Origin of the sequence: Caballeronia sp. AZ7_KS35 (genome assembly GCF_023631045.1) — a bacterium.
Lineage (GTDB): Bacteria > Pseudomonadota > Gammaproteobacteria > Burkholderiales > Burkholderiaceae > Caballeronia > Caballeronia zhejiangensis.
This window is the reverse complement of sequence record NZ_JALQDV010000027.1, coordinates 1-22,907: the sequence shown is the minus strand read 5'-3', so window position 1 is coordinate 22,907 and position 22,907 is coordinate 1. Positions and strand designations below refer to the sequence as shown.

Below are 22,907 nucleotides of genomic sequence, written 5' to 3'. Positions count from 1 at the left end.
TTGTAACGGTGGAATCTGCACGGACTTTCGATGTAAGCACGTCGTCAACCGGGTCGATGAGAGAGACGCATATGAGCGGACATTTTTCATTCGGGCATCGGCTCGTGCACTGCCCGCGTTGCCGCAGGCAAGTGGGCGCGACGTTGAGCGTGTGTCCGCATTGCGATTTTCATCGCGTGCGAAAGGCGCGACCCGAGCGGCAGTTGCCGCCGCCCGTGCAAGAACCGGTCGTCATCCGGCGCGCGCCGCTCGTGTCGCTGCGTTCCGCGCTCGTGATCCTGCTCGCGCTCCTGGCGACGCTCCGGCCCAGAGTGTGAGCGTGCCGACGATCGATCCGGCAGGCGTTTTGCTCCCGATAACGAACGACAGCCCGTCATGAAGCGGGCGCATCCTACCCTTCGATGATGAAAGATAAAGCGTCGCTGACCGACCTCTACTACCGAATCTGGGCCTTCGCGATGCCGGTGACGTCGTTTCTCGTCATGCCATCGATTCAGGGCACGACGATCGGCTATCTGATGTGCTTCCTGTCCGTGCCGCTCGTGCTGCTGTTCGGCGGGCGCGCGCGCAAGAACTGGATGCACTTCGTGATCGCGGCGATCGCGGTCTGGCTGCTGATGGTCTGCACCTCCCAGCTCGCGGACGTCATGGCGCCCTTCGATCCCGACTTCAGCAAGATCTCGCTCGTCGACGACACCGATCCCCTCACGTTCATCATGCGCAAGAGCATGTTTACGCAGTCGCTTTACGTGGCGGCGGTCGTGCTCTATGCGGCGTATGTGTACCACTATTACAAGCCGACCTGGGATCAGTGGATTCTCGCGGCCGTCACGCTGCTCGCGATTTACGGCATTTACGAAGTGGCGTACTTCATCGCGACGGGACAGCCGGGCGACTTCATCTCGAACCGCGCATTCGGCGATCAGTTCGGCAAGGGCATCGTGCGTTCGGACGGCACGGTGAACGGCAGTTCCTTCCAGCAGATCGACATCAAAGGCTTTCCGATCCAGCGCTTGAAAGCGCTGACAGGCGAGCCGTCGATGTACGCCATGTCCATCTTCCCGTTCTGGGTCTACTTCAACGCGACGTCGCGCGTGCGCTGGCCGGTGTGGGTGATCGGACTGTCGCTTCTGATGACCACTTCGTCGACGGTGCTGATCGGCTATGCGGTGTATTCGCTGATCCGCGTGCGCAAGCTCGGCATCAACCCGGTGAAGGCGCTGATCGGACTTTTCGTGCTGTGCGTGATCGGGTATCTGCTGCAGGATTACATCGCCGAGCTCTTCAAGCAGATGGTGACCGACAAGCTCGAAGCGAAGACCGAGTCGGGCTCCGACCGCAGTCTGCTGTTCCTTCACTCGATGCAACTGTGGCTCGATCTCGCGCCGCTCAATAAGCTCTTCGGCATCGGCTTCGGCTATGTGCGCTCGACCGATCTCTTCTCGACGCTGCTCGTCAATACCGGCATCATCGGCACGGTCTTCATCAGCGCGTTGATGCTGTACCCCGCGTTCAAGCTCGACTGGGATCCGCGCGGCATGGCGCTGCGCCAGTGCTGCGCCGCGACCTGGACGATGATGATGGTGTCCGTGCCCGAGTTCGCCTATCTCGCGCCGTGGACGCTCGTCGCGATGGCCTATGTCCGCGTGCGCGCGCTGAAGATCGCAAGGCAGCAGATCGGCGATCAGGCCGCCGCCGCCGCGATGCATGATTCGCAAGACGGCGCGTCGATCGGCACCGCGATCGGCCGGCACGTAAGGCCGGAAATCGGCACACGCATCGGTTCGCGCTTCGGGCCGCACAGCCGTCATCTGTAATCGACGCGGCGCTTCCGGGCGCCGCCCGCTTCCCTGCGACGTTCTACAATGTCGGTTTCGACCACCGGTTCATCCATCGCCGATGACCGGGCAACCAGGGAGCAACCATGTCGACTGTCACGACCGATTCCGGTCTCAAATACGAAGACGTCACCGTTGGCGAAGGCACTGAAGCCGTCGCCGGCAAGACCGTCAGCGTGCACTACACGGGCTGGCTCACGGACGGCCAGAAGTTCGATTCGAGCAAGGACCGCAACGACCCCTTCGCCTTCGTGCTGGGCGGCGGCATGGTCATCAAGGGCTGGGACGAAGGCGTGCAGGGCATGAAAGTGGGCGGCGTGCGCCGTCTCACGATTCCGCCGCAACTCGGCTACGGCGCGCGCGGCGCGGGCGGCGTGATTCCGCCCAACGCCACGCTCGTGTTCGAAGTGGAACTGCTCGACGTCTGAGCGTTTTCCGCATGAGCGCGCCGCTTCATCGTCCTGCCGTGTCGTTGCGCCGCTATGAGGCGGCGCAGGCGTCGGACGTGCACGACTTTCATCAGATCGTGCTCGGCCTCGACGGGTCGATGGAGATGGCCGTCGACGGCAACGGCGCACGCATCGATTGCAGGGGTGCGTGGATCATCCCGGCGGGCGCGCGCCACGATTACTGGGCCGAGGGCGACAATCGCCAGCTCGTGCTCGATCTGCCCGCCACGTCCGTCGCGGTGCCCGAGCGCTACTTCGAACGGGCGCGCGCGATCGTCATCGATCCGCGCATCACGCAAGCCGTCGCCGATGTCGCCCGTCGCGCGCATCTCGCGGATGCGCATCTCGCGGACCGCTTCGCATGGCAAGCGGCTGCGCATCTGTGCGGCGCGCTGATGCACGACACCGACGATTCCATCGACGCGATGCGCGGCCTCGATTTCGCGCGCATCGACCGATGGTTGCGTTCGCAACTATCGGCGCCGCTGCGTATCGCCGATCTCGCCGCGCATTGCGGCTTCGGCATGCGGCGCTTTCATCAGCTCTTCAACGAAGCGTTCGGCGAGACGCCGCATCGCTATCTGCATCGGCTGCGGCTCGACACCGCGTTGACGTTGCTCGCCGACTCGCGCGCGTCGCTCACCGATATCGCGCTCGATGTCGGTTTCGCCGATCAAAGCGCGTTCACGCATGCGTTCTCGAAACGCTTCGGCATCTCGCCGGGGCAATGGCGCAACGGCGGTTCATCCGATTCACGCGACAGACCGGCGCGTATGACGGATGCGTGATAGCGCGCGATTTCGAGCGCATTCGCCGATTGCTTCTCGACGCGCAACCCGAGCGTCTCCATGCCATTCGACAGCACCCACGCAAGCGCTTGGCCGCTTCCGCCGCGCTCGAAAAGCAGAAGCTCGAAGGCTCGAGACGCAAAAAAGCCCGCTTGGTCCTTGCAGACGAAGCGGGCTCGTTCGAAGCGCCGAAAACTTACTCGACCGATAGTTGCAAATGCAACTGTGAGCGCGCCATGCCGCCCTCTTGCGCGTCGCTCGCAGCATCGCGATCCGACTGCGATTGCGGCGCAAGACGTGCGGACTCGATGCGATCGAGATAATCGGTCGTCACGTCGCCAGTGATGTAGTTGCCGTCGAAGCACGACGCTTCGAATTCCTTCAACGCCGGATTGATGTCGCGGATCGCGTTCTTCAGGTCTTCCACGTCCTGATAGACGAGATAATCCGCGCCGATCATGCGTGCGACTTCCTCATCGCTGCGGCCGTGCGCAACGAGTTCGCCGCGCGTCGGCATGTCGATGCCGTACACGTTCGGGAACTTCACCGGCGGCGCGGCGGACGCGAAGATCACTTTGTTCGCGCCGGCATCGCGGGCCATCTGCACGATTTCATGCGAGGTCGTGCCGCGCACGATGGAATCGTCGACGATCAGCACGTTCTTGCCTTTGAACTCGATGCCCATCGCGTTGAGCTTCTGACGCACCGATTTCTTGCGCACCGCCTGACCCGGCATGATGAAGGTGCGGCCCACGTAGCGGTTCTTGAAGAAGCCTTCGCGATACTCCACGCCGAGCTTCGCGGCGACCTGCATCGCGGCGGGGCGCGACGAGTCGGGAATCGGCATGACGACGTCGATCGGCACATCCGGCAGCACGCGCTTGATTTTCTCGGCGAGGTAATCGCCCATGCGCAGACGCGCGTTGTAGACCGGCACGCCGTCGAGGCACGAATCCGGACGCGCGAGATACACGAGCTCGAAAATGCACGGATTGAGCTCGGGCTTCTCGGCGCATTGGTGGCTGTGCAGATTGCCTTCCGCGTCGATGAAAATCGCTTCGCCCGGTTCGACATCGCGCACGAATTCGAAGCCGATGCCTTCGATCGCCACCGATTCCGACGCGACCATCCACTCGACGCCCGTCGACGTTTCGAGCTTGCCGAGCACAAGCGGACGAATGCCGAACGGATCGCGGAACGCGACGAGACCGTAGCCCGCGATCAGCGAGACGATCGCGTACGAGCCCTTCACACGGCGATGCACGCCCGCGACGGCTTTCCACAGCGCGGTCGCATCGAGTTGCAGGCCCGAGCTCGCGAGCTGCAGTTCGTGCGCGAAGACGTTGAGCAGCACTTCGGTGTCGGATGCGGTGTTGATGTGCCGGCGGTCGATGCGGAACATCTCGTCCTTCAGCTGCATCCAGTTCGTCAGATTGCCGTTATGCGCGAGGATGATGCCGAACGGCGCATTCACGTAGAACGGTTGCGCTTCTTCCTCGCTCGATGCGGACCCGGCGGTCGGATACCGCACCTGGCCGATGCCGACGTTGCCCGGCAGACTGCGCATGTTGCGCGTGCGGAACACGTCGCGCACCATGCCGTTGGCTTTGTGCATGTGGAAGTTATTGCCGTTCGCCGTGGCGATGCCCGCCGCGTCCTGTCCGCGATGCTGGAGCAGGAGCAAGCTGTCATAGATCAGCTGATTGACGGGACTTTGGGAAACTACACCTACGATGCCGCACATGGCATGGTCCTTCAAAGAGTCGAAACGGGTAGACAAGGCGTTGCCCGGATCTCTTCGACGCTTCTCTCAAAAACTGGCCGTGACGTGGCCGGGGCGAAGCGTCTTCGAGCCGTCGCGCGTTCCTCGTGTAGCCGGCCGTTCGTCTATTGTGCGGCGTTGGGCGCCAGGCCGCCCGGTTCGGGAGCGACGTGCACATACGCGGCGAGCGTATCGGGGAGCAGCGGTTTCAATTCGCGCACGCCTTGCTCGGCCATCGGCCGCAGCAGCGCATTGCGCCAAAAATCTTTCTGAGGCAGTTCGGTCAGGCCAGCCAGGGCGACCAGAATAACTACCAATATAGCCCCTCTGACGAGGCCGAACAGCAAGCCCAACGAGCGGTCCACGCCGCGCAGGCCGGTGACTTCCGTGATGCGCGTCAATAGCGCCGACAGCACGCTCGATACGAGCAGCACCGCCCCGACCACCAGCACGAACGCCACGAGCCACTGCGTAAGCGCGCCGCCGGGCCACGTCGACGGGATATACGGCACGACGAGCCCGACGAACCGTCCCGCGATCAGAATGGCGGCGACCCAGCCGACCAGACCGAACGCTTCGGCCAACAGGCCGCGCCACATGCCGCGCAGCGCGGACAGGCCGATCACGGCCATCACGGCGTAGTCAAAAGCGGTGAACATCGAGCCGGCTTAGTTCGATGCCCGGGTGCCGCCGCCCAGGCCGGCCTGCCGCACCTTCACGAGCGCGGCCTGCGCCGACGCGCGATCCGGGAACGGCCCCGCGCGCAACAGCGACTTGGTCGCGCCGTCCGACTGCTTGCGATGTTCGAGATATGCGGGCACACCCGCGGACTTCAACTTGTTGACCCAATTCTGCGCGGCGGTTTCGTCGTCGAACTGGCCGATCTGCAGCACGAAGCGGCTGCCCGCCGGCGACGACGGCGTGTTCGCCGCGCCTGCCGCGGCGTTCGCCGCGGTATTTGCGTTGGCTTGTTCGGAAGGCTCGGCCGCTTGCGGCTTCGCGTTCTGGCTCGCCACGGCTGCGGGCTTCGACGGCTTCGCTTCCGGCTTGGCTTCGGCTTTCGCGTCAGGCTTCGCTTCCGGCTTCGGCTCGGGCTTTGCCGTTGCGGCAGGTGCCGCGGCTTGCGGCTGCGTCACGCCGGCGGAAACACTGCCCGACGCACCCGACGGCGCGTCGTGCGCGACACCGGCTTGCGTGTCGGCGTCGTTGGCGTCGCGCGACTGCTTCGCGGCGGGCGCCGGGCGGTTGGGAATATCAATGGAAATGTCGTCGGTGACGGGCTTCGGACGCGAATCGAGCACCATCGGCAGGACGATGACGGCGGCGAGCACCAGCGCGATCGCCCCGACGAGCCTGCGGCGCGCGCGCTGCTTCTCGGGCAGGGTGGGATCGAGCATCATCGCGTCGGCGTCGGTGCGCTCGGATCTGCGCGTGCGGCGTTCCGTGCGGACGGTGTGACGCGAGCCGCGCGATGAATCGGAATATGCGTCGCGACCGGAGTCGTCTTTCTTGCCGAACGAAAAGAGTCCCATGTATCGCTTGGTGCTGACGGCCGACCGTCTCAATGATGCTGCTAGTTATGCTGCATTCGACGGTAGGCCATGACGCCGGCTACCGTGTAGAAACTGCCGAAAACCAAAATTCTATCATTTTCAGACGCCCGGCTTAACGCATCTTGAAAAGCCGCCGCGGGTGTTTCAAAGCGAGAAACGCTGCTGTCGGCGCTGTCGTTGACACCGGCGTCGCGCAATGCGTGTTCCAGTTGCTCCGCCGACGCGGCGCGCGGCGTGGGCAGCGCGGTCACGTTCCAGTGATCGATCTCGCCCTTGAGTTGCTTCACGACGCCTTCGATGTCCTTGTCGCCCATCGCGCCGAACACCGCGTAAGTGTACGGAAAGTAGCCCATGTTGCCGAGATTTTGCGACAACACGGCGGCTGCGTGAGGATTGTGCGCAACGTCGAGAATGATTTGCGGCTTGCCCGGCAGCACCTGGAAGCGTCCCGGCAATTCGACGTTCGCAAGGCCAAGGCGAATGTCCTGCGCCGAAACCGGCAGACGGTCGCGCAGCGCTTCGAGCGCGGCCAGCGCCGCCGACGTGTTGATGAGCTGATTCGCGCCGCGCAGCGCCGGATAGGCCAGCGCCGAGCGCCGCTGCTCGCGCCCGATATAACTCCATTGCTGGCGCTCGTTGCCCGGCTGGGCTTCGTAGCGGAAATCGCGTCCGACGAGCCACAGGTCCGCGCCGATCGCCTCGGCATGTTCGATGAGAGTCTGCGGCGGCGACGGATCTCCGCACACTGCCGGCTTGCCCGTCCGGAATATGCCCGCTTTTTCGAAGCCAATTTTTTCGCGCGTGTCGCCGAGATAGTCCGTATGGTCGATGTCGATGCTCGTGATCACAGCACAATCCGTATCGACGATATTCACCGCGTCGAGACGCCCGCCCAGCCCGACTTCGAGAATCACCGCGTCGAGCTTGCGCGACGCGAAGAGATGCAGGATCGCAAGCGTTGTGAACTCGAAGTACGTCAGCGAAACCGGCTCGGGCAGGCTGGCGCGCGCCTTTTCCACGGCCGCGAAATGTTCGAGCAGATCGGCGTCGCTCGCCTCTGCGCCGTCGATGCGCGCGCGCTCGTTGAACGTCAGCAGATGCGGCGACGTATGGCAACCGACGCGATACCCCGCGCGCAGCAAGATCGTTTCGATGATCGCGCAGGTCGAGCCCTTGCCGTTCGTGCCGCCGACGGTGATGACCGGGCAGTCGAAACGCAGGCCAAGCGCATCCTTCACCTTGCCGATGCGCGCGAGGCCCATGTCGATGCCGACCGGATGCGCCGCTTCCAGATGGGCGAGCCAGGCGTCGAGAGTCGGGAATGTGTTCATTTTCGAGATCGCAAAAACAAAAGCGCCGCGCGGAACCTCGCGGGGTTCACGCGCGGCGCGGGGCGACGTACATTCGGGTCAGGCGACGGAATCGGCGGGTTGCCGCGTCATCAGCGCCATCAATTGGGCGATTTCTTCGCGCATCTTGCGGCGATCCACGATCATGTCGACCGCGCCCTTCGTCAGCAGGAACTCGGCGCGCTGGAAACCTTCCGGGAGCTTTTCGCGCACGGTCTGCTCGATCACGCGCGGGCCGGCAAAGCCGATCAGCGCCTTCGGCTCGGCAATCACGACATCGCCCAGGAACGCGAACGATGCAGACACACCGCCCATCGTCGGGTCGGTCAGCACGGAAATGAACGGCAGCTTCGCGTCCGCGAGTTTGGTCAGAAGCGCAGTGGTTTTGGCCATCTGCATGAGCGAAAGCAGGCTTTCCTGCATGCGCGCGCCGCCCGAGGCCGTGAAGCAGATGAACGGCACGTTCTGCTCCAGCGCGTTGCGCGCGCCGCGCACGAAGCGCTCGCCGACCACCGAGCCCATCGATCCGCCCATGAACGAGAATTCGAAGCACGCGACGACACACGGAATCGTGTGGATCGCGCCGCCCATGACGACCATGGCGTCGGTCTCGTCCGTATCTTCCATCGCTTCCTTGATGCGATCCGGATACTTGCGGCTGTCCTTGAACTTCAGCGCGTCGACCGGGACGACTTCCTGGCCGATTTCATAGCGGCCTTCCGGATCGAGCAGGCGGTCGAGCCGCTCGCGCGCGCCGATTCGCATGTGATGGCTGCACTTCGGGCATACGTGCAGATTCGCCTCGACGTCGTTGCGATACAGCACCGCTTCGCACGACGGACACTTCACCCAAAGGCCCTCGGGAATGCCCTTGCGGCTTTTGGGATCGGTTTGCTTGATCTTCGGCGGCAGCAGTTTGTCGAGCCAGCTCATCGTTTTTCCTTGACTGATCGGTTGCCGCGCGGCGCACGCCCGAATCGGGCGGCCCGCGGCGGCGCGTATTTTACTGTGCGGCGTCGAGCGCCTGACGAATTTCGGCGATGAAGCTCGTCAGCGACGCGGCCGCGGTGTCCGGCTTCGCGTCTTCGAGCAGCTGCACGAGGCGGCTGCCGATGACGACGGCGTCCGCGACATCGGCGACGGCGCGCGCGGTCTGGGCGTCGCGAATGCCGAAACCGACACCGACCGGCAGGGGCACACGCGACTTGATGGCCGGGATTTTACTCGCGATGCTGGAAACGTCCAGATTTGCCGCGCCGGTCACGCCTTTCAGCGATACGTAGTAGACATAGCCGCTCGCGATCTTGCCGACCGCCGCGACGCGCTCGTCCGTCGATGTCGGCGCGAGCAGGAAGATCGGATCGATGCCGGCGGCGCGCATCGACGTGCCGAAGCTCTCCGCTTCCTCGGGCGGGTAATCGACCACCAGTACGCCGTCGACGCCCGCTTCCTTCGCAGCTTTCGCGAACGCGTCGGCGCCCATGCGCTCGATCGGATTCGCGTAACCCATCAGCACGACGGGCGTTTTGTCGTCGGTTTCGCGGAAACGCGCGACGTCGGCGAGCACGCGCTTGAGCGTCACGCCGCGCGCGAGCGCCCGCTCCGACGAACGCTGGATGACGGGGCCGTCGGCCATCGGATCGGAGAACGGCACGCCCAGTTCGATGACGTCCGCGCCGCCCTTCGCCAGCGCGTGCATGAACTCGACGGTTTGTTCCGGATTCGGGTCGCCCGCGGTGATGAACGGAATCAGCCCTTTCTTGCCCTGTGCGGCGAGCGCCGCAAAAGTATTCTTGATGCGGGACATGAGATTTCTCTTAGTCGTATTCGTTGGCGTCGGACGCATTTGAATGCATTTGACGCGATCAGCAGCGAAAAAGACGCTATTCGGCTTGGGCGGCGGTGCCGGTCGCGACGAGTGTCTTGCGTCGAACGCGGGCGGGCTCTGCCGGCTCGAGCCGTGCAGCGCGCGCTTCGGCAATGCGGCTTTCGGCGATCGCGCAGTAATCCGGGTTGATCTCGTAGCCCGTGAATTGCCGGCCATGACGTGCGCACGCGACCGCCGTTGTGCCGCTGCCCATGAACGGATCGAGCACGCGCCCACCCGGCGGACAGCTCGCGAGCACCATGCGCTCGACGATCTCCAGCGGCTTTTGCGTCGGATGATCCACCCGCTCCGCGTGCTGCCGATGCAGACGCGACACGGACCAGACATCCTTCGGGTTGTACCCCAGTTCGAGCCACTTGCTGCCTTCGAAAATCTTCCGCGAACGCGCCTTTTTCGTTTCTGCGTCGTAAGGGATGCGCACCGGATCGAGATCGAAGTAGTAGTCCTTCGATACCGCGAAATAGCCGATGTTGTCGTGCACTGACGTGAATTTTCGCGTCGTTCCGCCCATGCTCGGCACGCGACGGTCCCAGACGATCTCGTTGATCATCAAAAGGCGGCGCTTGAGGAACACGAACAGTTCGGGCGAATACTGCCAGGTGCAAAAGATATACAGCGAACCGCTCGGCTTGAGCTTCGGAATCGCGAGATCGAGCCAGCGATAAGTCCACTCGAGAAAAGCGTCGCCGGACAACATGTCCGAGTCGTTCCCGTAGTCCTTGCCCAGACCATAAGGCGGATCCGCGACGATCAGATCGATCGACGCGTCGGGAATATTCTCGGCATCGGCCAAGAAGTCGCGGTTGCGGATGTCGCTGCCGGCGCCCTGCAGGGCGCCGACGGACAACGGCTCGTCGATGACGTTGCGCATCTATCTGAGGCTCAGAACTGAATGCCCGATCGCTCGGCGACCGTATGCATGTCCTTGTCGCCCCGGCCGGACAGATTGACGAGCAACACCTTGTCGCGCGGCAACGTCTTCGCGAGCTTCGCGCCATAAGCGAGCGCGTGGCTCGATTCCAGCGCGGGGATGATGCCCTCGATCCGGCAGCAGTCGTGGAAGGCCTTGAGCGCTTCGTCATCGGTGATGCCGACGTATTCCGCGCGTCCCGCGTCCTTCAGCCACGCGTGTTCCGGACCGACGCCCGGATAGTCGAGCCCCGCCGACACCGAATGCGTTTCGATGATCTGCCCGTTTTCGTCCTGCAGCAGATACGTGCGATTGCCGTGCAGCACCCCCGGGCTGCCGCCCATCAGCGACGCCGCGTGGCGCCCGGTGTCGATGCCGTCGCCCGCCGCTTCGACGCCAATCAATCTGACGTCTTTATCGTCGATGTACGGATAAAAGATGCCCATCGCGTTCGACCCGCCGCCGACGCACGCGATCACGGCATCAGGCTGGCGACCGGCCATTTCGGGCATCTGCACGCGACATTCGTCGCCGATCACGCGCTGGAAGTCGCGCACCATCATCGGGTAAGGATGCGGCCCCGCCACCGTGCCGATGATGTAGAACGTGTTTTCGACGTTCGTCACCCAGTCACGCATGGCTTCGTTGAGCGCGTCCTTGAGCGTCTTCGACCCGGATTCGACCGGCACGACCGTTGCGCCGAGCAGCTTCATCCGATAGACGTTCGCCGCCTGACGACGCACGTCTTCCGCGCCCATGTAGACCACGCACTCCATGCCGAATCGCGCGGCAATGGTCGCCGTCGCCACGCCGTGCTGGCCCGCGCCGGTTTCGGCAATCACGCGCGGCTTGCCCATCTTGCGGGCGAGCAGCGCCTGGCCGATCACGTTATTCACCTTGTGCGCGCCCGTGTGATTCAGGTCTTCGCGCTTCAGATAGAGCTGCGCGCCGCCAAGCATCTCGCTCCAGCGCTTCGCGTGATAAATCGGCGACGGCCGACCCACGTAATGCTTGAGCTCGTACTCGTACTCGGCGATGAATTCGGGATCCTGACGTGCCGCGTCATACGCGACGCGCAATTCGTCAAGTGCATGGATGAGGGTTTCGGAGACGAACACGCCTCCATATTGGCCGAAATGGCCTCTTTCGTCTGGCAAGTTGTACATTGCGTCACTCTCTCGGTTACGTAGCCGGCAGCGCGGCCCACGTTCGATTCACCCGGCGTCCGCCTCGCGCACCGCGCGCACGAACGCCGCCATTCGGGCGGGATCCTTCACGCCCTTGGCGCCCGGCAGTTCGATGCCGCTCGAGACATCGACCGCGTACGGGCGCACACGCCGAATGGCGTCACTGACGTTTTGCGTGTTCAACCCACCACTCAAAACGGCCCGATGCCCGAGATCTGTTGGGATAAGTGACCAATCGAATACCTTTCCACCGCCGCCGAAGCCCTCGACGAGCGCGTCGAGTAAAAGGCCGCCTGCGGCTTTGAACTTGAGAGACGATTCTATCAAATGGCTTGTGGACGCATCAGACCCAATTCGCAATGCGCGCCAATAGGATAAACCCGCAATCGATGCCAGCGCCTCGCATTGTTCCGGCGTTTCGTCGCCGTGAAACTGCAGCAGCGAGAGCGGCACGTTCGACGTGACTTCGCGAATCCATTCGGGCGTCGCATTGACGAAAAGCCCGACCGCCGACACGAGCGGCGGCACGTGCCGCGCCAGTTCGACGGCCTGTGCGACGCTCACCGAACGCGGGCTCGGCGGATAGAACACGAAACCCACGGCGTCCGCGCCCAGCGCGACGGCGTGCTGCACGTCCTCGACGCGCGAAAGTCCGCATAGCTTGATGCGGGTGCGATGCAAATCTCGGTCTGTCATTTCGGCTCTGCCCAAATGGCGCTCCAGGGCATGCTGGCGATATGCGGCGGCGGCACCGCGAAGTGTTCAGGATAGCCGACCTCGGCCAGATACAGTCCGTCGGGCATGAAAGTCGGCGCGGCAGCGCGGCGGTCGCGGGCGGCGAGCACGTCCGCCATCCACGACGATGGATGACGGCCCCGTCCGATCGCGACGAGGCATCCCATCAGATTGCGCACCATGTGATGCAAAAACGCGTTGGCGCGAAAGCGAAAGTGGACGAAGTCGCCCTGCTCGCGTACATCGATCTGATAAAGATGCTTGACTGGCGTTTTCGACTGGCAATCGGCGGCGCGGAACGACGAAAAATCGTGCTCGCCGATCAGGCACGCGACCGAATCGCGCATCGCTGCCACGTCGAGCGGCGTGTGCACCCAGCCCGCGCGTTTCGCGAGCATGGGCGAACGCACCGGATTGACGTAAAGAACGTAGAAATAAGTGCGTTCGAAAGCCGCGAAGCGCGCGTGGAAATCGTCGGGCATCGGCTTCGCCCATTGCACCGCGACGGTGTCGGGCAGGAACGCATTCGTGCCGCGCACCCACGAAAACTCGGCGCGATCCAGAGCGGTATCGAAATGCACGACCTGACCGAGACCGTGCACGCCCGTATCGGTGCGCCCGGCGACGACGGTCGGAAGCGGCGTCTGCGCGAATTGCGCGAGCGCGCGCTCCAGTTCGTTCTGGACCGTCTTCCCGTGCGGCTGCGACTGCCAACCGCAAAACGCCGCGCCGTCGTACTGAATCCCTAAAGCGATACGCATCTCAGGAATGCGGTGCAAGCGTCGACAAGAGCGTGGCGGCCTGCTGGCGCGTCGCCGGATCGTTCGATTCGATCACTTCCTGGAGCAACGTGCGCGCGCCCGAAAGGTCGCCCAGTTCGATGTATTCGGCTGCCAATTCGAGCTTATTGCGCGCGATGGTCGCCAGTTGGCCCGGCGTCAGGGCAGGCAAAGCCTCCGTCGCGTTCGACGTCGGCCCGAGATCGAAATCGAGACTGAGCGGGCCGAATTTTGTCGCGCCCAGGCCAGCGACCGATGCCGCGCCCGCCGTACCCGCTTCGATTTGAGACGCAACGGACTGGGCTTGCGACTGGCCTTGCCGCGCTGCTTCGAAATGCGCCACCGGCTGCGGCATGAACGGCGCCTGCTGGATTGGCTGCGTGCCGCCAGGCGGCTGTTCCAGCGCTGCGGGAGGCGTCTCGAGCGGCGGATTTTTCAGCGACGATGCAGCCGTCTCCGGTCCGGTCGCGCCGGGCGGCTTGATCGTCAGTTCCAGACGCGGCGGCAGTTCCATTTCGAGCGAACCGAGCGCCTGGATTGCGTCCTGGGGGAACTTCGGCATTGGGAAGCGATGCGCGAGCACCGGCTCTTCGTCCGGCGCGATGCCGGATTTTTCCGCCTCGCGCGCTGCCAGTTCTTCGATGTCGCGCTGCTCGGCGGCGCGTTGCTCTGCGGCTTGCTCTTCGGCGGCGCGCGCCTGAAGTTCGCGCAGTTCCGCCTCGCGCGCGATGATCTCGCGTGCCGCGTTCTCACGCGCCAGCTCTTCGCGTTCGGTGACCTGACGCAATTCGGCCTCGCGATCCGCGCCGGCATGACCGGCCTGCTCGCGTGCGAGTGCTTCCCGCGCGGCGGCTTCGCGCGCCCGGATTTCACGCTCCTCGGCCTCGCGCGCGGCGGCCTGGCGTGCCGCGGCTTCGCGCTCTTCGACTTCCCATTTCTCGGCTTCCCGGCGCGCCGCTTCGCGCGCTTCGATCTCGCGCGCATGCTGCTCACGCTGTTCGTGGGTGTCCGGTTCGCTGGCTGGCGGTACGAAATCGGGATGACGTGCAGCCGGCGCAACCGGAACGAACGGCTCTTCCGGTTGCGAGCGGTTCGCCTCGACGAGTGCTTCATCCGCCGCGGTCGACGGCTTTGCCTCGGTCGTCGGCGGCAACGCATCTTCGGACGGAGCGACGGGCGTCTGGGCTACTTCAGCGTTGCCGATGCTCGCGGCGGCCGCAGCCAGTCCGGACTGATCGCGCGCCGGCGACTTGCCTTGGGCACCGGCCGCCGCCTCGCGCGCCTTGCGCAGCGCTTCGTTGCGGGCGTCGGCGTCGGCCTGGGCTTCTTCAAGACTTGCGAACGTACGGGGCGCGCGATCGACGTCGTTGTCGTTCGTCGCGACTGCTCGCTTCTTGCGCCGCATTCTGAGCAGCAGGACGCCGATCACGACGATCACGATCGCGATGATGAAGGGCGACAGACCGATGGTCGCCGCTGCCACGCCGCTGCGGCTGGCCGGTTCCGGTGCGGCCGTGGCGGGCGCGCTTGCGGGCGCGGCGATTGCCGATGCGGCCTCCGGCGTCGCACGCTCCGGCGCCGCCGTCGCACTGGCTTGCGGCTCCGCAGCCGATGCGGGCGCCGCGCTCTCCGGCGCCGGTGTGGCGGTATCCGCCGACGAAGACGCAGGCGCGGACGTTTCGGCGGGCGCGGTCTGCTGCGCCTCGGGCGCCGACGCTGCGGCCGGCGGCGCGCCGCTCAGATCGGCGGGCACGTTCAGCACCGCGCCGAGTTTCAGCTTGTTGATGTCGTGGCTGCTGAAGGCGCTCGGATTGGCGTCGAACAGGGCACGCGCGGCTTTCGCGCGGACGTCGCGATCTTTGGATCCTGTGAGTTCGCCGGCGACATCGCTCAACGATTGTCCCGGCTTGACCGCGTAGGTTTGCCCGGTGGCGGCGGAGGCCTGCGCGAGCGCATCGCCGGGATTCGCCCAGAACATCGCGCATGCGGCGAGACTTGCCGCGGCGAGCGCCGCACGCGATGACGAAACGAAAGACCGGCGAGTTCGATGGATCATTGAGGCTCCGGGTGCGGCAAAAATTGAAACATAAAGCGAAGACCGCTCGATAAACACGGCGTTGCAACAAAGCTCCACAAAAACAAAAAAGCGCCGCGTGAAACGCGACGCTTTCGAGCAAGACACGCGCTTCAGGCGCGTAGTTTACTTTACTTGTCGAGCAGAATGCGCAGCATGCGGCGCAGCGGCTCGGCGGCGCCCCACAAGAGTTGATCGCCGACCGTGAACGCCGACAGATATTCGCCGCCCATCGCGAGCTTGCGCAGACGGCCAACCGGCACCGTCAGCGTGCCCGTGACGACCGCGGGCGACAGATCGCGAATCGATGCTTCGCGCTCGTTCGGCACGACCTTCACCCAGTCATTCGCCGACGCGAGAATGCCGTGCACTTCGTCGAGCGGCACGTCCTTCGTCAGCTTGATGGTGAGCGCCTGCGAGTGGCAGCGCATCGCGCCGATACGCACGCAGAGGCCGTCGACGGGAATCGAGCCCGGCATACCCATTGCCGGCTTGCCGAGGATCTTGTTGGTTTCCGCGCCGCCCTTCCACTCTTCCTTCGACATGCCGTTGCCGAGATCCTTGTCGATCCACGGAATCAGCGAGCCCGCGAGCGGCACGCCGAAGTTGTCGACGGGCATGCGCTCGCCGTTCATCGCGGCGAGCACGCGGCGGTCGATGTCGAGAATCGCCGACGACGGATCCGCCAGGTCTTCCTTCGCCGAACCGTAGAGCACGCCCATTTGCTGAAGCAGCTCGCGCATGTTCTGCGCGCCCGCGCCCGACGCGGCCTGATAGGTCATCGCCGTCGTCCATTCGACGAGGTTCTCGCGGAACAGGCCGCCGAGCGCCATCAGCATGAGGCTGACCGTGCAGTTGCCGCCGATGAAGTCGCGGCCGCCCTTCACGAGCGAATCCTTGATGACGTCCAGGTTGACCGGATCGAGAATGATGACCGCGTCGTCCTTCATGCGCAGCGCCGACGCCGCGTCGATCCAGTAGCCCTTCCAGCCCGCCGCGCGCAGCTTCGGATACACCTCGTTGGTGTAGTCGCCGCCCTGGCACGTGATGATGGCGTCGCACTTTTTCAGGTCGTCGATGCTCGTTGCGTCTTTGAGCTTCGTCTCGTTTTTGGCGAACGACGGCGCGTTGCCGCCCGCATTGCTGGTGCTGAAAAACACCGGTTCGATCAAGTCGAAATCGCCTTCCTGCTGCATGCGCTGCATCAGGACGCTGCCGACCATACCGCGCCAACCAACGAGACCTACGTTCATGACTAACCTTTAACTGTGGACGCTTCCCCGCATCTTTACCCGGCGTGGCCGCGCGGGGAAGACGCTCGGACACGAGGGACGATCAGCGAATCGTGATCGCTTTGATGGAGATTTTCGTAATGCGCGTTTTAGCCGTGGCTCGAGTGGCCACGATGCGCGTGCTGATGGCGAGTTCCGTCGCGAGCGACTTTGAGCCGCGTCCGATGGAATCCAGAGAGAATTGAGAGTTCTTCGCCATAGCAAAGCAATATACACGATAACCGGACGTTTTCGACGGCGTCATGCTGCAGATGCGTGAAAATCGGGCGGATCGTGCGCGAACATCGGTAAAAAGAGACGATCGGCCGCTTTAATGCTTCAGCGCGCCGATCGTCTTTCTCGCGATTACAGCGCCTTCAGCACCGCGTCGCCCATTTCCTTCGTGCCGACAACCTTGCCGTCCGCCGTCGCGATATCGCCGGTGCGGTAGCCCTGCTCGAGCACTTTCTTCACCGCGCTTTCGATGCGATCCGCCTGCTCCGTCTTGCCGAGCGAGTAGCGCAGCATCATGGCCGCCGAAAGAATGGTCGCGAGCGGATTCGCCACGCCCTTGCCCGCGATGTCCGGCGCCGAACCGTGCGACGGCTCGTACAGGCCCTTGTTGTTCTTGTCGAGCGACGCGGACGGCAGCATGCCGATGGAGCCGGTGAGCATCGCCGCTTCGTCCGACAGAATGTCGCCGAACATGTTGCCGGTCACGACGACGTCGAACGCTTTCGGCGCCTTCACGAGCTGCATCGCGGCGTTGTCGACGTACATGTGCGACAGCTCGACATCCGGATATTCCTTCGCGACGTCGATCATCGTGTCGCGCCACAATTGCGACGTTTCGAGCACGTTCGCCTTGTCGACGCTCGTCAGCTTCTTCTGGCGCTTTTGCGCGGCGGCAAACGCGACGTGCGCGATGCGGCGCACTTCGGGCTCGGAATAGCGCATCGTGTCGAAGCCTTCCTTCGCGCCCGCGAACGGGCCGTCCGGGGCTTCTCGCAAGCCGCGCGGCGCGCCGAAATAGATGTCGCCGTTCAATTCGCGGACGATCAGGATGTCGAGACCCGATACGATCTCCGGCTTCAACGACGACGCGCCCGTCAATTGCGGATAGCAGATCGCCGGACGGAAGTTCGCGAACAGTTGCAGATGCTTGCGCAGGCCGAGAATCGCCTGCTCGGGACGCAGCGCGCGTTCGAGCTTGTCGTACTTCCAGTCGCCGACGGCGCCGAACAGGATCGCATCGGCTTCCTTCGCGAGCGCCAGAGTGGAATCGGGCAGCGGGTGCCCCTTCGCCTCGTAGCCCGCGCCGCCGACCGGCGCCTCTTCCAGCTCGAACTTCTCGCCGAGCGCGTTCAGGACTTTGACCGCTTCGGCGGTGATTTCGGGACCGATGCCGTCGCCGGGGAGAACTGCAATTTTCATCTTTCGCTTCCTTTATGCGCGGTTATCCAACGAGCCGGTTATTCAGCCACGGCTGCTTCGCGAGGCGTTCGGCCTCATATTGCTTGATCTTGTCCGCATGACGCAGCGTGAGACCGATGTCGTCGAAGCCGTTCAGCAAGCAATACTTGCGAAAGCCCGGCACTTCGAACGCATACTCGGTGCCGTCGCCGGTACGCACGACTTGCGCTTCGAGATCGATCGTCAACTGGAAACCAACGAACGCGTAGGTCTCGTTAAACAGCTTGTCGACCTGCTGCTCCGTCAGCACGACCGGCAGGAGACCGTTCTTGAAACAGTTGTTGTAGAAGATGTCCGCGAAGCTCGGCGCGATGATCGCGCGAAAGCCGTATTGATCGAGCGCCCACGGCGCGTGTTCGCGTGAGCTGCCGCAGCCGAAATTCTTGCGCGTGAGCAGAATCGACGCGCCTTGATAACGCGGCTGATTCAGCACGAAATCCGGGTTGAGCGGACGCTTGCTGTTGTCCTGTCCGGGCTCACCGACGTCGAGATAACGCCATTCATCGAACGCGTTGGGACCGAAGCCGGTGCGCTTGATCGACTTCAGGAACTGCTTCGGGATGATCGCGTCCGTGTCGACGTTCTCGCGATCGAGCGGCGCGACGAGGCCGCTGTGCACAATGAATTTTTCCATGATCTTTCTCAGTGTCCCGATCGATTAAGCGAGCTTGCGTACGTCGACGAAATGGCCTTCGATCGCGGCGGCGGCGGCCATCGCGGGGCTCACGAGATGCGTGCGTCCGCCCGCGCCCTGACGGCCTTCGAAGTTGCGGTTCGACGTCGATGCGCAGCGCTCCCCCGCTTCCAGGCGGTCGGCGTTCATCGCGAGGCACATCGAGCAGCCCGGCTCGCGCCATTCGAAGCCGGCGTTCGTGAAGATCTTGTCGAGGCCTTCGCGTTCGGCTTGCGCCTTCACGAGACCCGATCCCGGCACGACCATCGCCAGGCGAATGTTCGACGCGACGCGCTTGCCCAGCGACTTCACGACGTACGCGGCGGCGCGCAAGTCTTCGATGCGCGCATTCGTGCACGAGCCGATGAAAATCTTGTCCGGCTTGATCGATTCGATCGGCGTGTTCGGCTGCAATGCCATATAACTCAGCGCGCGTTCCATCGCGTCGCGCTTGACGGGATCTTTTTCCTTGTCGGGATCGGGCACGCGGCCGTCGATCGACGTCACCATTTCCGGCGACGTGCCCCACGTCACTTGCGGCACGATCTCGGCGGCATTCAGCTCGACGACGCGATCGAAGTGCGCGCCGTCATCGGACTTGAACTGACGCCAGTATTCGACCGCCTGATTCCACTCGACGCCCTGCGGCGAGTACGGACGGTCCTTCAGATAGTTGATGGTCGTGTCGTCGACCGCGACCATGCCGGCGCGCGCGCCCGCTTCGATCGCCATGTTGCAGACGGTCATGCGGCCTTCCATCGTGAGCGCGCGGATGGTCGAGCCGCCGAATTCCATCGCGTAGCCCGTGCCGCCCGCCGTGCCGATCTTGCCGATGATCGCGAGCACGATGTCCTTCGCCGTGCATCCGCGCGGCAATTGGCCTTCGACCTTCACGAGCATGTTCTTGCTCTTCTTCTGCAACAGCGTTTGCGTCGCGAGCACGTGCTCAACCTCCGACGTGCCGATGCCGTGCGCCAGCGCGCCGAACGCGCCGTGCGTGGACGTGTGCGAATCGCCGCAGACGATGGTCATGCCCGGCAGCGTCGCGCCCTGCTCCGGCCCGATGATGTGCACGATGCCCTGACGCAGGTCGTTCATCTTGAACTGCGTGATGCCGAAGGCGTCGCAGTTCTGGTCGAGCGTATCGACTTGCAGCTTCGAAACCGGATCGGCGATGCCGTGCGAGCGGTCGGTCGTCGGCACGTTGTGATCGGACACCGCCAGATTCGCGCTGATGCGCCACACCGGGCGCTCGGCCAGCTTCAGGCCCTCGAAGGCCTGCGGGCTCGTCACTTCGTGCAGCAGGTGACGGTCGATGTAGAGGATCGAGGTGCCGTCCTCTTCCGTGTGGACAACGTGCGTATTCCACAGTTTGTCGTAGAGAGTCTGTGCCATGGTGAGCGCTTTCGTGTGTGACTGCGGGGATTTATCGGTGTACGGCTCGTGAATCGATTATGCCACCATCCGATGAGAATTGGATACTAGGATACGGGAAAAACCCATTAAAAACATATAGTTATTGTAGTGGTTCCAGTACCCGGATGACGACTACCCGGCTGAACCTCGAGCGCATCGCGACGCTGTCCTTAGATCCTATGCCATTTGGCCGAATGTTCGCCGCACGATGCGCGCAATAGGCTGTCGTCAGCGCTCACGATCCGCGCAGTAATAACATTGTATTGACGGCCCTTTCGACAGGTAATAACATCGTGCTTCCATACTCTTCAGTAGTCGACGACATGCGAACCACCATCAGAAAAATGGGCAACTCCCAGGGCATCCTGATTCCCAAGCCGCTGCTCGCGCAATTGGGCTTGGAGAACGAGGTCGACATGGAGGTCGAGAACGACGCGATCGTCCTGCGTCGGCCTCGCGACAAAGCGCGTCAAGGTTGGGCCGAAGCCAGCAAGCTGATTGCGCAAAGCGGCGAGGACGGACTCGTCATGGGCGAATTCGGCAACGACGACGACGGGGAGCTCGAATGGTAGTGCGTGGAGAAGTCTGGTCGGTCGCGCTCGATCCCACCTTGGGCAGCGAAATTCAGAAAACGCGTCCGTGCGTAGTGGTGTCGCCGCCGGAGATGCACGACCATCTGCGCACGGTCATCGTCGCGCCGATGTCGTCGAAGGGAAAGCCTGCGCCTTTCCGCATTCCCATTGCTTTCAAGCGGAAGCAGGGATTGATTCTTCTGGATCAGATTCGCACGGTGGACAAGCTGCGGCTCATCAAGCGGGAAGGCAGCATCGCGGACAACACGCTGACCGACGCGCTTCATACCTTGCAGGAGGTGTTCGCGGATTGAATCCGGCGCCGTCTCTGCGCGCGCCGAGCAAAAAGCAAAAGCCCCGGCGATTTCTCGCCGGGGCTTCGATACAACTAAAACTCGATCAGCTTAGCGCTTTGCCAGCGGCTTCGCTTCACGCGGCGTCTGGCCGATGAACAGCTGACGCGGACGGCCGATCTTCTGCTCAGGATCGGCGATCATCTCGTTCCACTGCGCGATCCAGCCGACCGTACGAGCCATCGCGAAGATGCAGGTGAACATCGACGTCGGAATGCCCAGCGCGCGCTGCACGATGCCCGAGTAGAAGTCGACGTTCGGATACAGCTTGCGCGACACGAAGTATTCGTCTTCCAGCGCGATCTTTTCAAGTTCCATCGCGAGCTTGAAGAGCGGGTCGTCGTGCAGGCCGAGTTCGTTCAGCACTTCGTGGCACGTCTCGCGCATCAGCTTCGCGCGCGGGTCGTAGTTCTTGTACACGCGGTGTCCGAAGCCCATCAGCTTCACGCCCGAGTTCTTGTCCTTCACCTGCTTGATGAACTCAGGAATGTTGTCGACCGAGCCGATCTCTTCGAGCATGTTCAGCGCGGCTTCGTTCGCGCCGCCGTGCGCCGGACCCCACAGACATGCGATGCCGGCTGCGATACACGCGAACGGATTCGCACCCGACGAACCCGCGAGACGCACCGTCGACGTCGACGCGTTCTGCTCGTGGTCCGCGTGCAGGATCAGAATACGGTCGAGAGCGCGCACGAGCACGTCGTTGACCTTGTACTCTTCGCACGGGTTCGAGAACATCATGTGCATGAAGTTCGCGCTGTACGACAGTTCGTTCTTCGGATACACGAACGGCTGACCGATGCTGAACTTGTACGCCATCGCGACGAGCGTCGGCAGCTTCGCGATCATGCGGATCGCGGAGACTTCACGGTGACGCGGATCGTTGATGTTCAGCGAGTCGTGATAGAACGCCGACAGCGCGCCGACCGCAGCCGTCAGCACGGCCATCGGGTGCGCGTCGCGACGGAAGCCGCGGAAGAAGAAGTGCATCTGCTCGTGCACCATCGTGTGACGCGTGACGGTGTCCACGAATTCCTTGTTCTGCGCCTCGTTCGGCAGTTCGCCCTTCAGCAGCAGATAGCACGTTTCGAGGAAGTCCGCGTTCACGGCCAGTTGCTCGATCGGGTAGCCGCGATACAGCAGTTCGCCCTTGTCGCCGTCGATATACGTGATCGCCGAATTGCACGCCGCCGTCGACATGAAGCCCGGGTCATACGTGAACTTGCCGGTCTGACCGTACAACTTGCGGATGTCGATCACGTCCGGGCCCATCGTGCCCTTGTAGATCGGCATTTCGACGCTCGGCGAGTTGTCGCTGAACGATAGCGTGGCTTTAACATCTGACGGGGTCATAGCACATCCTCAATCGAAGTATGGATACAGGTTTTCGATAATTTGCACGACGGAAGCTGCGCGGCAAAACTGTTTTATCGGCCTGTGTGCAGTGCAACAGGCCTATTTTGCAAAACTCCGCGAATTCCTGCTGGAATCACACGGTGCGCAGCATTTCCAGCAAGCGGGTTACGTCCGGCGTCGCCAGGTCGCCTTCAGGCTCCGTGCGCGCCAGCAGCAAGTCCATCAGTTCGTTGTCGCTCAGCTCCAGCAGGCGGGTCAATGCGGCCACGTCGGCGTCGCTGAGGTCATGCTCATATCGGCTGAAGAAACGATCGAAGATCAGATCGTTTTCCAGCAGGCCGCGCCTTGCGCGCCAACGAAGGCGCGCGCGGCGAAGAGGGTCGGACTGGTGAGATTCGTCCATTTCAAACCGCCCGTCGCACCATCAATTCCTTGATCTTGCCGATCGCCTTGGTCGGGTTGAGCCCCTTCGGGCACACGT

General features: G+C 63.3%; 24 protein-coding genes and 2 pseudogenes. 6 read left to right on the top strand and 20 right to left on the bottom strand.

Going from position 1 to position 22,907, the window contains the following annotated elements:
* Positions 1 to 71: 71 nt before the first annotated feature.
* From NCT05_RS16245 to NCT05_RS16230, 4 genes are all read left to right on the top strand, one after another.
* Positions 72 to 317, top strand: coding sequence for a hypothetical protein (locus NCT05_RS16245; RefSeq protein ID WP_250502718.1), 246 nt, complete (start codon positions 72 to 74; stop codon positions 315 to 317).
* Between the two features lie 84 nt (positions 318 to 401).
* On the top strand, positions 402 to 1,817 hold the full coding sequence (locus NCT05_RS16240) for a hypothetical protein (protein WP_008354030.1): 1,416 nt from the start codon (positions 402 to 404) through the stop codon (positions 1,815 to 1,817).
* A gap of 107 nt (positions 1,818 to 1,924) precedes the next feature.
* Positions 1,925 to 2,266, top strand: a complete 342-nt coding sequence (locus NCT05_RS16235) for an FKBP-type peptidyl-prolyl cis-trans isomerase (protein WP_008354031.1) — start codon at positions 1,925 to 1,927, stop codon at positions 2,264 to 2,266.
* 11 nt (positions 2,267 to 2,277) lie between these two features.
* Complete coding sequence (locus NCT05_RS16230; RefSeq protein ID WP_250460453.1) at positions 2,278 to 3,075, top strand: helix-turn-helix transcriptional regulator; 798 nt, start codon at positions 2,278 to 2,280, stop codon at positions 3,073 to 3,075.
* Here the strand turns inward: NCT05_RS16230 and NCT05_RS16225 are convergent.
* The 17 genes and pseudogenes from NCT05_RS16225 to leuC form a co-directional block, all read right to left on the bottom strand.
* Positions 3,057 to 3,158, bottom strand: a pseudogene (locus NCT05_RS16225) (PLP-dependent transferase); the annotation flags it as partial. The gene NCT05_RS16230 and the pseudogene NCT05_RS16225 overlap by 19 nt on opposite strands.
* A 113-nt stretch (positions 3,159 to 3,271) precedes the next feature.
* The gene (gene purF / locus NCT05_RS16220; protein ID WP_008354035.1) at positions 3,272 to 4,819 is read right to left on the bottom strand and encodes an amidophosphoribosyltransferase; all 1,548 of its coding nucleotides are present in this window, start codon (positions 4,817 to 4,819) and stop codon (positions 3,272 to 3,274) included.
* Positions 4,820 to 4,962: 143 nt separating this feature from the next.
* Positions 4,963 to 5,496 carry a CvpA family protein gene (locus NCT05_RS16215; protein WP_008354036.1) on the bottom strand — a complete coding sequence of 178 codons (534 nt, stop codon included), beginning with the start codon at positions 5,494 to 5,496 and terminating at the stop codon, positions 4,963 to 4,965.
* Positions 5,497 to 5,505: 9 nt separating this feature from the next.
* Positions 5,506 to 6,369 carry an SPOR domain-containing protein gene (locus NCT05_RS16210; protein WP_175983190.1) on the bottom strand — a complete coding sequence of 288 codons (864 nt, stop codon included), beginning with the start codon at positions 6,367 to 6,369 and terminating at the stop codon, positions 5,506 to 5,508.
* A gap of 41 nt (positions 6,370 to 6,410) precedes the next feature.
* Complete coding sequence (folC, locus tag NCT05_RS16205) at positions 6,411 to 7,721, bottom strand: bifunctional tetrahydrofolate synthase/dihydrofolate synthase (protein ID WP_175983189.1); 1,311 nt, start codon at positions 7,719 to 7,721, stop codon at positions 6,411 to 6,413.
* 78 nt (positions 7,722 to 7,799) lie between these two features.
* Complete coding sequence (accD, locus tag NCT05_RS16200; protein WP_008354039.1) at positions 7,800 to 8,672, bottom strand: acetyl-CoA carboxylase, carboxyltransferase subunit beta; 873 nt, start codon at positions 8,670 to 8,672, stop codon at positions 7,800 to 7,802.
* Positions 8,673 to 8,742: 70 nt separating this feature from the next.
* Positions 8,743 to 9,546 carry a tryptophan synthase subunit alpha gene (trpA, locus tag NCT05_RS16195; protein WP_250502717.1) on the bottom strand — a complete coding sequence of 268 codons (804 nt, stop codon included), beginning with the start codon at positions 9,544 to 9,546 and terminating at the stop codon, positions 8,743 to 8,745.
* Positions 9,547 to 9,622: 76 nt separating this feature from the next.
* Positions 9,623 to 10,498 (bottom strand): DNA-methyltransferase, encoded by an 876-nt coding sequence (locus NCT05_RS16190; protein WP_175983187.1) that lies wholly within the window; start codon positions 10,496 to 10,498, stop codon positions 9,623 to 9,625.
* An 11-nt stretch (positions 10,499 to 10,509) separates the two neighbouring features.
* Positions 10,510 to 11,703, bottom strand: coding sequence for a tryptophan synthase subunit beta (trpB, locus tag NCT05_RS16185; RefSeq protein ID WP_008354043.1), 1,194 nt, complete (start codon positions 11,701 to 11,703; stop codon positions 10,510 to 10,512).
* A gap of 48 nt (positions 11,704 to 11,751) precedes the next feature.
* The gene (locus NCT05_RS16180; RefSeq protein WP_175983186.1) at positions 11,752 to 12,420 is read right to left on the bottom strand and encodes a phosphoribosylanthranilate isomerase; all 669 of its coding nucleotides are present in this window, start codon (positions 12,418 to 12,420) and stop codon (positions 11,752 to 11,754) included.
* On the bottom strand, positions 12,417 to 13,220 hold the full coding sequence (truA, locus tag NCT05_RS16175) for a tRNA pseudouridine(38-40) synthase TruA (RefSeq protein ID WP_250435446.1): 804 nt from the start codon (positions 13,218 to 13,220) through the stop codon (positions 12,417 to 12,419). The genes NCT05_RS16180 and truA overlap by 4 nt, the downstream gene beginning before the upstream one ends.
* 1 nt (position 13,221) lies before the next feature.
* The gene (locus tag NCT05_RS16170; RefSeq protein ID WP_250502716.1) at positions 13,222 to 15,294 is read right to left on the bottom strand and encodes a FimV/HubP family polar landmark protein; all 2,073 of its coding nucleotides are present in this window, start codon (positions 15,292 to 15,294) and stop codon (positions 13,222 to 13,224) included.
* Between the two features lie 149 nt (positions 15,295 to 15,443).
* A complete protein-coding gene (gene asd / locus NCT05_RS16165) occupies positions 15,444 to 16,565 on the bottom strand; it encodes an aspartate-semialdehyde dehydrogenase (protein ID WP_175983184.1) in 1,122 nt (373 codons plus the stop codon).
* An 82-nt stretch (positions 16,566 to 16,647) separates the two neighbouring features.
* A complete protein-coding gene (locus NCT05_RS16160; protein WP_152563205.1) occupies positions 16,648 to 16,848 on the bottom strand; it encodes a hypothetical protein in 201 nt (66 codons plus the stop codon).
* Positions 16,849 to 16,949: 101 nt separating this feature from the next.
* Positions 16,950 to 18,017 carry a 3-isopropylmalate dehydrogenase gene (gene leuB, locus NCT05_RS16155; protein ID WP_008354048.1) on the bottom strand — a complete coding sequence of 356 codons (1,068 nt, stop codon included), beginning with the start codon at positions 18,015 to 18,017 and terminating at the stop codon, positions 16,950 to 16,952.
* Between the two features lie 22 nt (positions 18,018 to 18,039).
* Positions 18,040 to 18,690, bottom strand: a complete 651-nt coding sequence (leuD, locus tag NCT05_RS16150) for a 3-isopropylmalate dehydratase small subunit (RefSeq protein ID WP_008354049.1) — start codon at positions 18,688 to 18,690, stop codon at positions 18,040 to 18,042.
* A 24-nt stretch (positions 18,691 to 18,714) separates the two neighbouring features.
* On the bottom strand, positions 18,715 to 20,124 hold the full coding sequence (leuC, locus tag NCT05_RS16145; RefSeq protein ID WP_008354050.1) for a 3-isopropylmalate dehydratase large subunit: 1,410 nt from the start codon (positions 20,122 to 20,124) through the stop codon (positions 18,715 to 18,717).
* A gap of 344 nt (positions 20,125 to 20,468) precedes the next feature.
* Here leuC and NCT05_RS16140 point away from each other — a divergent pair, with 344 nt between their 5' ends.
* Both NCT05_RS16140 and NCT05_RS16135 read left to right on the top strand, forming a co-directional pair.
* A complete protein-coding gene (locus NCT05_RS16140; RefSeq protein ID WP_008354051.1) occupies positions 20,469 to 20,717 on the top strand; it encodes an AbrB/MazE/SpoVT family DNA-binding domain-containing protein in 249 nt (82 codons plus the stop codon).
* Complete coding sequence (locus NCT05_RS16135) at positions 20,711 to 21,031, top strand: type II toxin-antitoxin system PemK/MazF family toxin (protein WP_008354052.1); 321 nt, start codon at positions 20,711 to 20,713, stop codon at positions 21,029 to 21,031. Before NCT05_RS16140 ends, NCT05_RS16135 begins: the two co-directional genes overlap by 7 nt.
* Before the next feature lie 90 nt (positions 21,032 to 21,121).
* Here the strand turns inward: NCT05_RS16135 and gltA are convergent, their stop codons facing one another.
* The 3 genes and pseudogenes from gltA to sdhB all read right to left on the bottom strand — a co-directional run.
* Positions 21,122 to 22,423 carry a citrate synthase gene (gene gltA / locus NCT05_RS16130; RefSeq protein ID WP_008354054.1) on the bottom strand — a complete coding sequence of 434 codons (1,302 nt, stop codon included), beginning with the start codon at positions 22,421 to 22,423 and terminating at the stop codon, positions 21,122 to 21,124.
* Between the two features lie 136 nt (positions 22,424 to 22,559).
* Positions 22,560 to 22,829 (bottom strand): FAD assembly factor SdhE, encoded by a 270-nt coding sequence (locus NCT05_RS16125; protein ID WP_008354055.1) that lies wholly within the window; start codon positions 22,827 to 22,829, stop codon positions 22,560 to 22,562.
* A gap of 1 nt (position 22,830) precedes the next feature.
* Positions 22,831 to 22,907: pseudogene (gene sdhB / locus NCT05_RS16120) on the bottom strand (succinate dehydrogenase iron-sulfur subunit); the annotation flags it as partial.

Bases quoted from the DNA above. Each gene is read 5' to 3' on its own strand.
- NCT05_RS16170 (WP_250502716.1), bottom strand. From the start codon at position 15,294: ATGATCCATCGAACTCGCCGGTCTTTCGTTTCGTCATCGCGTGCGGCG.
- NCT05_RS16245 (WP_250502718.1), top strand. From the start codon at position 72: ATGAGCGGACATTTTTCATTCGGGCATCGGCTCGTGCACTGCCCGCGT.
- trpA (WP_250502717.1), bottom strand. From the start codon at position 9,546: ATGTCCCGCATCAAGAATACTTTTGCGGCGCTCGCCGCACAGGGCAAG.
- NCT05_RS16240 (WP_008354030.1), top strand. From the start codon at position 402: ATGATGAAAGATAAAGCGTCGCTGACCGACCTCTACTACCGAATCTGG.
- NCT05_RS16215 (WP_008354036.1), bottom strand. From the start codon at position 5,496: ATGTTCACCGCTTTTGACTACGCCGTGATGGCCGTGATCGGCCTGTCC.
- leuB (WP_008354048.1), bottom strand. From the start codon at position 18,017: ATGAAAATTGCAGTTCTCCCCGGCGACGGCATCGGTCCCGAAATCACC.
- truA (WP_250435446.1), bottom strand. From the start codon at position 13,220: ATGCGTATCGCTTTAGGGATTCAGTACGACGGCGCGGCGTTTTGCGGT.
- leuD (WP_008354049.1), bottom strand. From the start codon at position 18,690: ATGGAAAAATTCATTGTGCACAGCGGCCTCGTCGCGCCGCTCGATCGC.
- NCT05_RS16135 (WP_008354052.1), top strand. From the start codon at position 20,711: ATGGTAGTGCGTGGAGAAGTCTGGTCGGTCGCGCTCGATCCCACCTTG.
- asd (WP_175983184.1), bottom strand. From the start codon at position 16,565: ATGAACGTAGGTCTCGTTGGTTGGCGCGGTATGGTCGGCAGCGTCCTG.
- NCT05_RS16180 (WP_175983186.1), bottom strand. From the start codon at position 12,420: ATGACAGACCGAGATTTGCATCGCACCCGCATCAAGCTATGCGGACTT.
- leuC (WP_008354050.1), bottom strand. From the start codon at position 20,124: ATGGCACAGACTCTCTACGACAAACTGTGGAATACGCACGTTGTCCAC.
- NCT05_RS16210 (WP_175983190.1), bottom strand. From the start codon at position 6,369: ATGGGACTCTTTTCGTTCGGCAAGAAAGACGACTCCGGTCGCGACGCA.
- gltA (WP_008354054.1), bottom strand. From the start codon at position 22,423: ATGACCCCGTCAGATGTTAAAGCCACGCTATCGTTCAGCGACAACTCG.
- trpB (WP_008354043.1), bottom strand. From the start codon at position 11,703: ATGTACAACTTGCCAGACGAAAGAGGCCATTTCGGCCAATATGGAGGC.
- NCT05_RS16230 (WP_250460453.1), top strand. From the start codon at position 2,278: ATGAGCGCGCCGCTTCATCGTCCTGCCGTGTCGTTGCGCCGCTATGAG.
- NCT05_RS16235 (WP_008354031.1), top strand. From the start codon at position 1,925: ATGTCGACTGTCACGACCGATTCCGGTCTCAAATACGAAGACGTCACC.
- NCT05_RS16190 (WP_175983187.1), bottom strand. From the start codon at position 10,498: ATGCGCAACGTCATCGACGAGCCGTTGTCCGTCGGCGCCCTGCAGGGC.
- folC (WP_175983189.1), bottom strand. From the start codon at position 7,721: ATGAACACATTCCCGACTCTCGACGCCTGGCTCGCCCATCTGGAAGCG.
- purF (WP_008354035.1), bottom strand. From the start codon at position 4,819: ATGTGCGGCATCGTAGGTGTAGTTTCCCAAAGTCCCGTCAATCAGCTG.
- NCT05_RS16160 (WP_152563205.1), bottom strand. From the start codon at position 16,848: ATGACGCCGTCGAAAACGTCCGGTTATCGTGTATATTGCTTTGCTATG.
- NCT05_RS16125 (WP_008354055.1), bottom strand. From the start codon at position 22,829: ATGGACGAATCTCACCAGTCCGACCCTCTTCGCCGCGCGCGCCTTCGT.
- accD (WP_008354039.1), bottom strand. From the start codon at position 8,672: ATGAGCTGGCTCGACAAACTGCTGCCGCCGAAGATCAAGCAAACCGAT.
- NCT05_RS16140 (WP_008354051.1), top strand. From the start codon at position 20,469: ATGCGAACCACCATCAGAAAAATGGGCAACTCCCAGGGCATCCTGATT.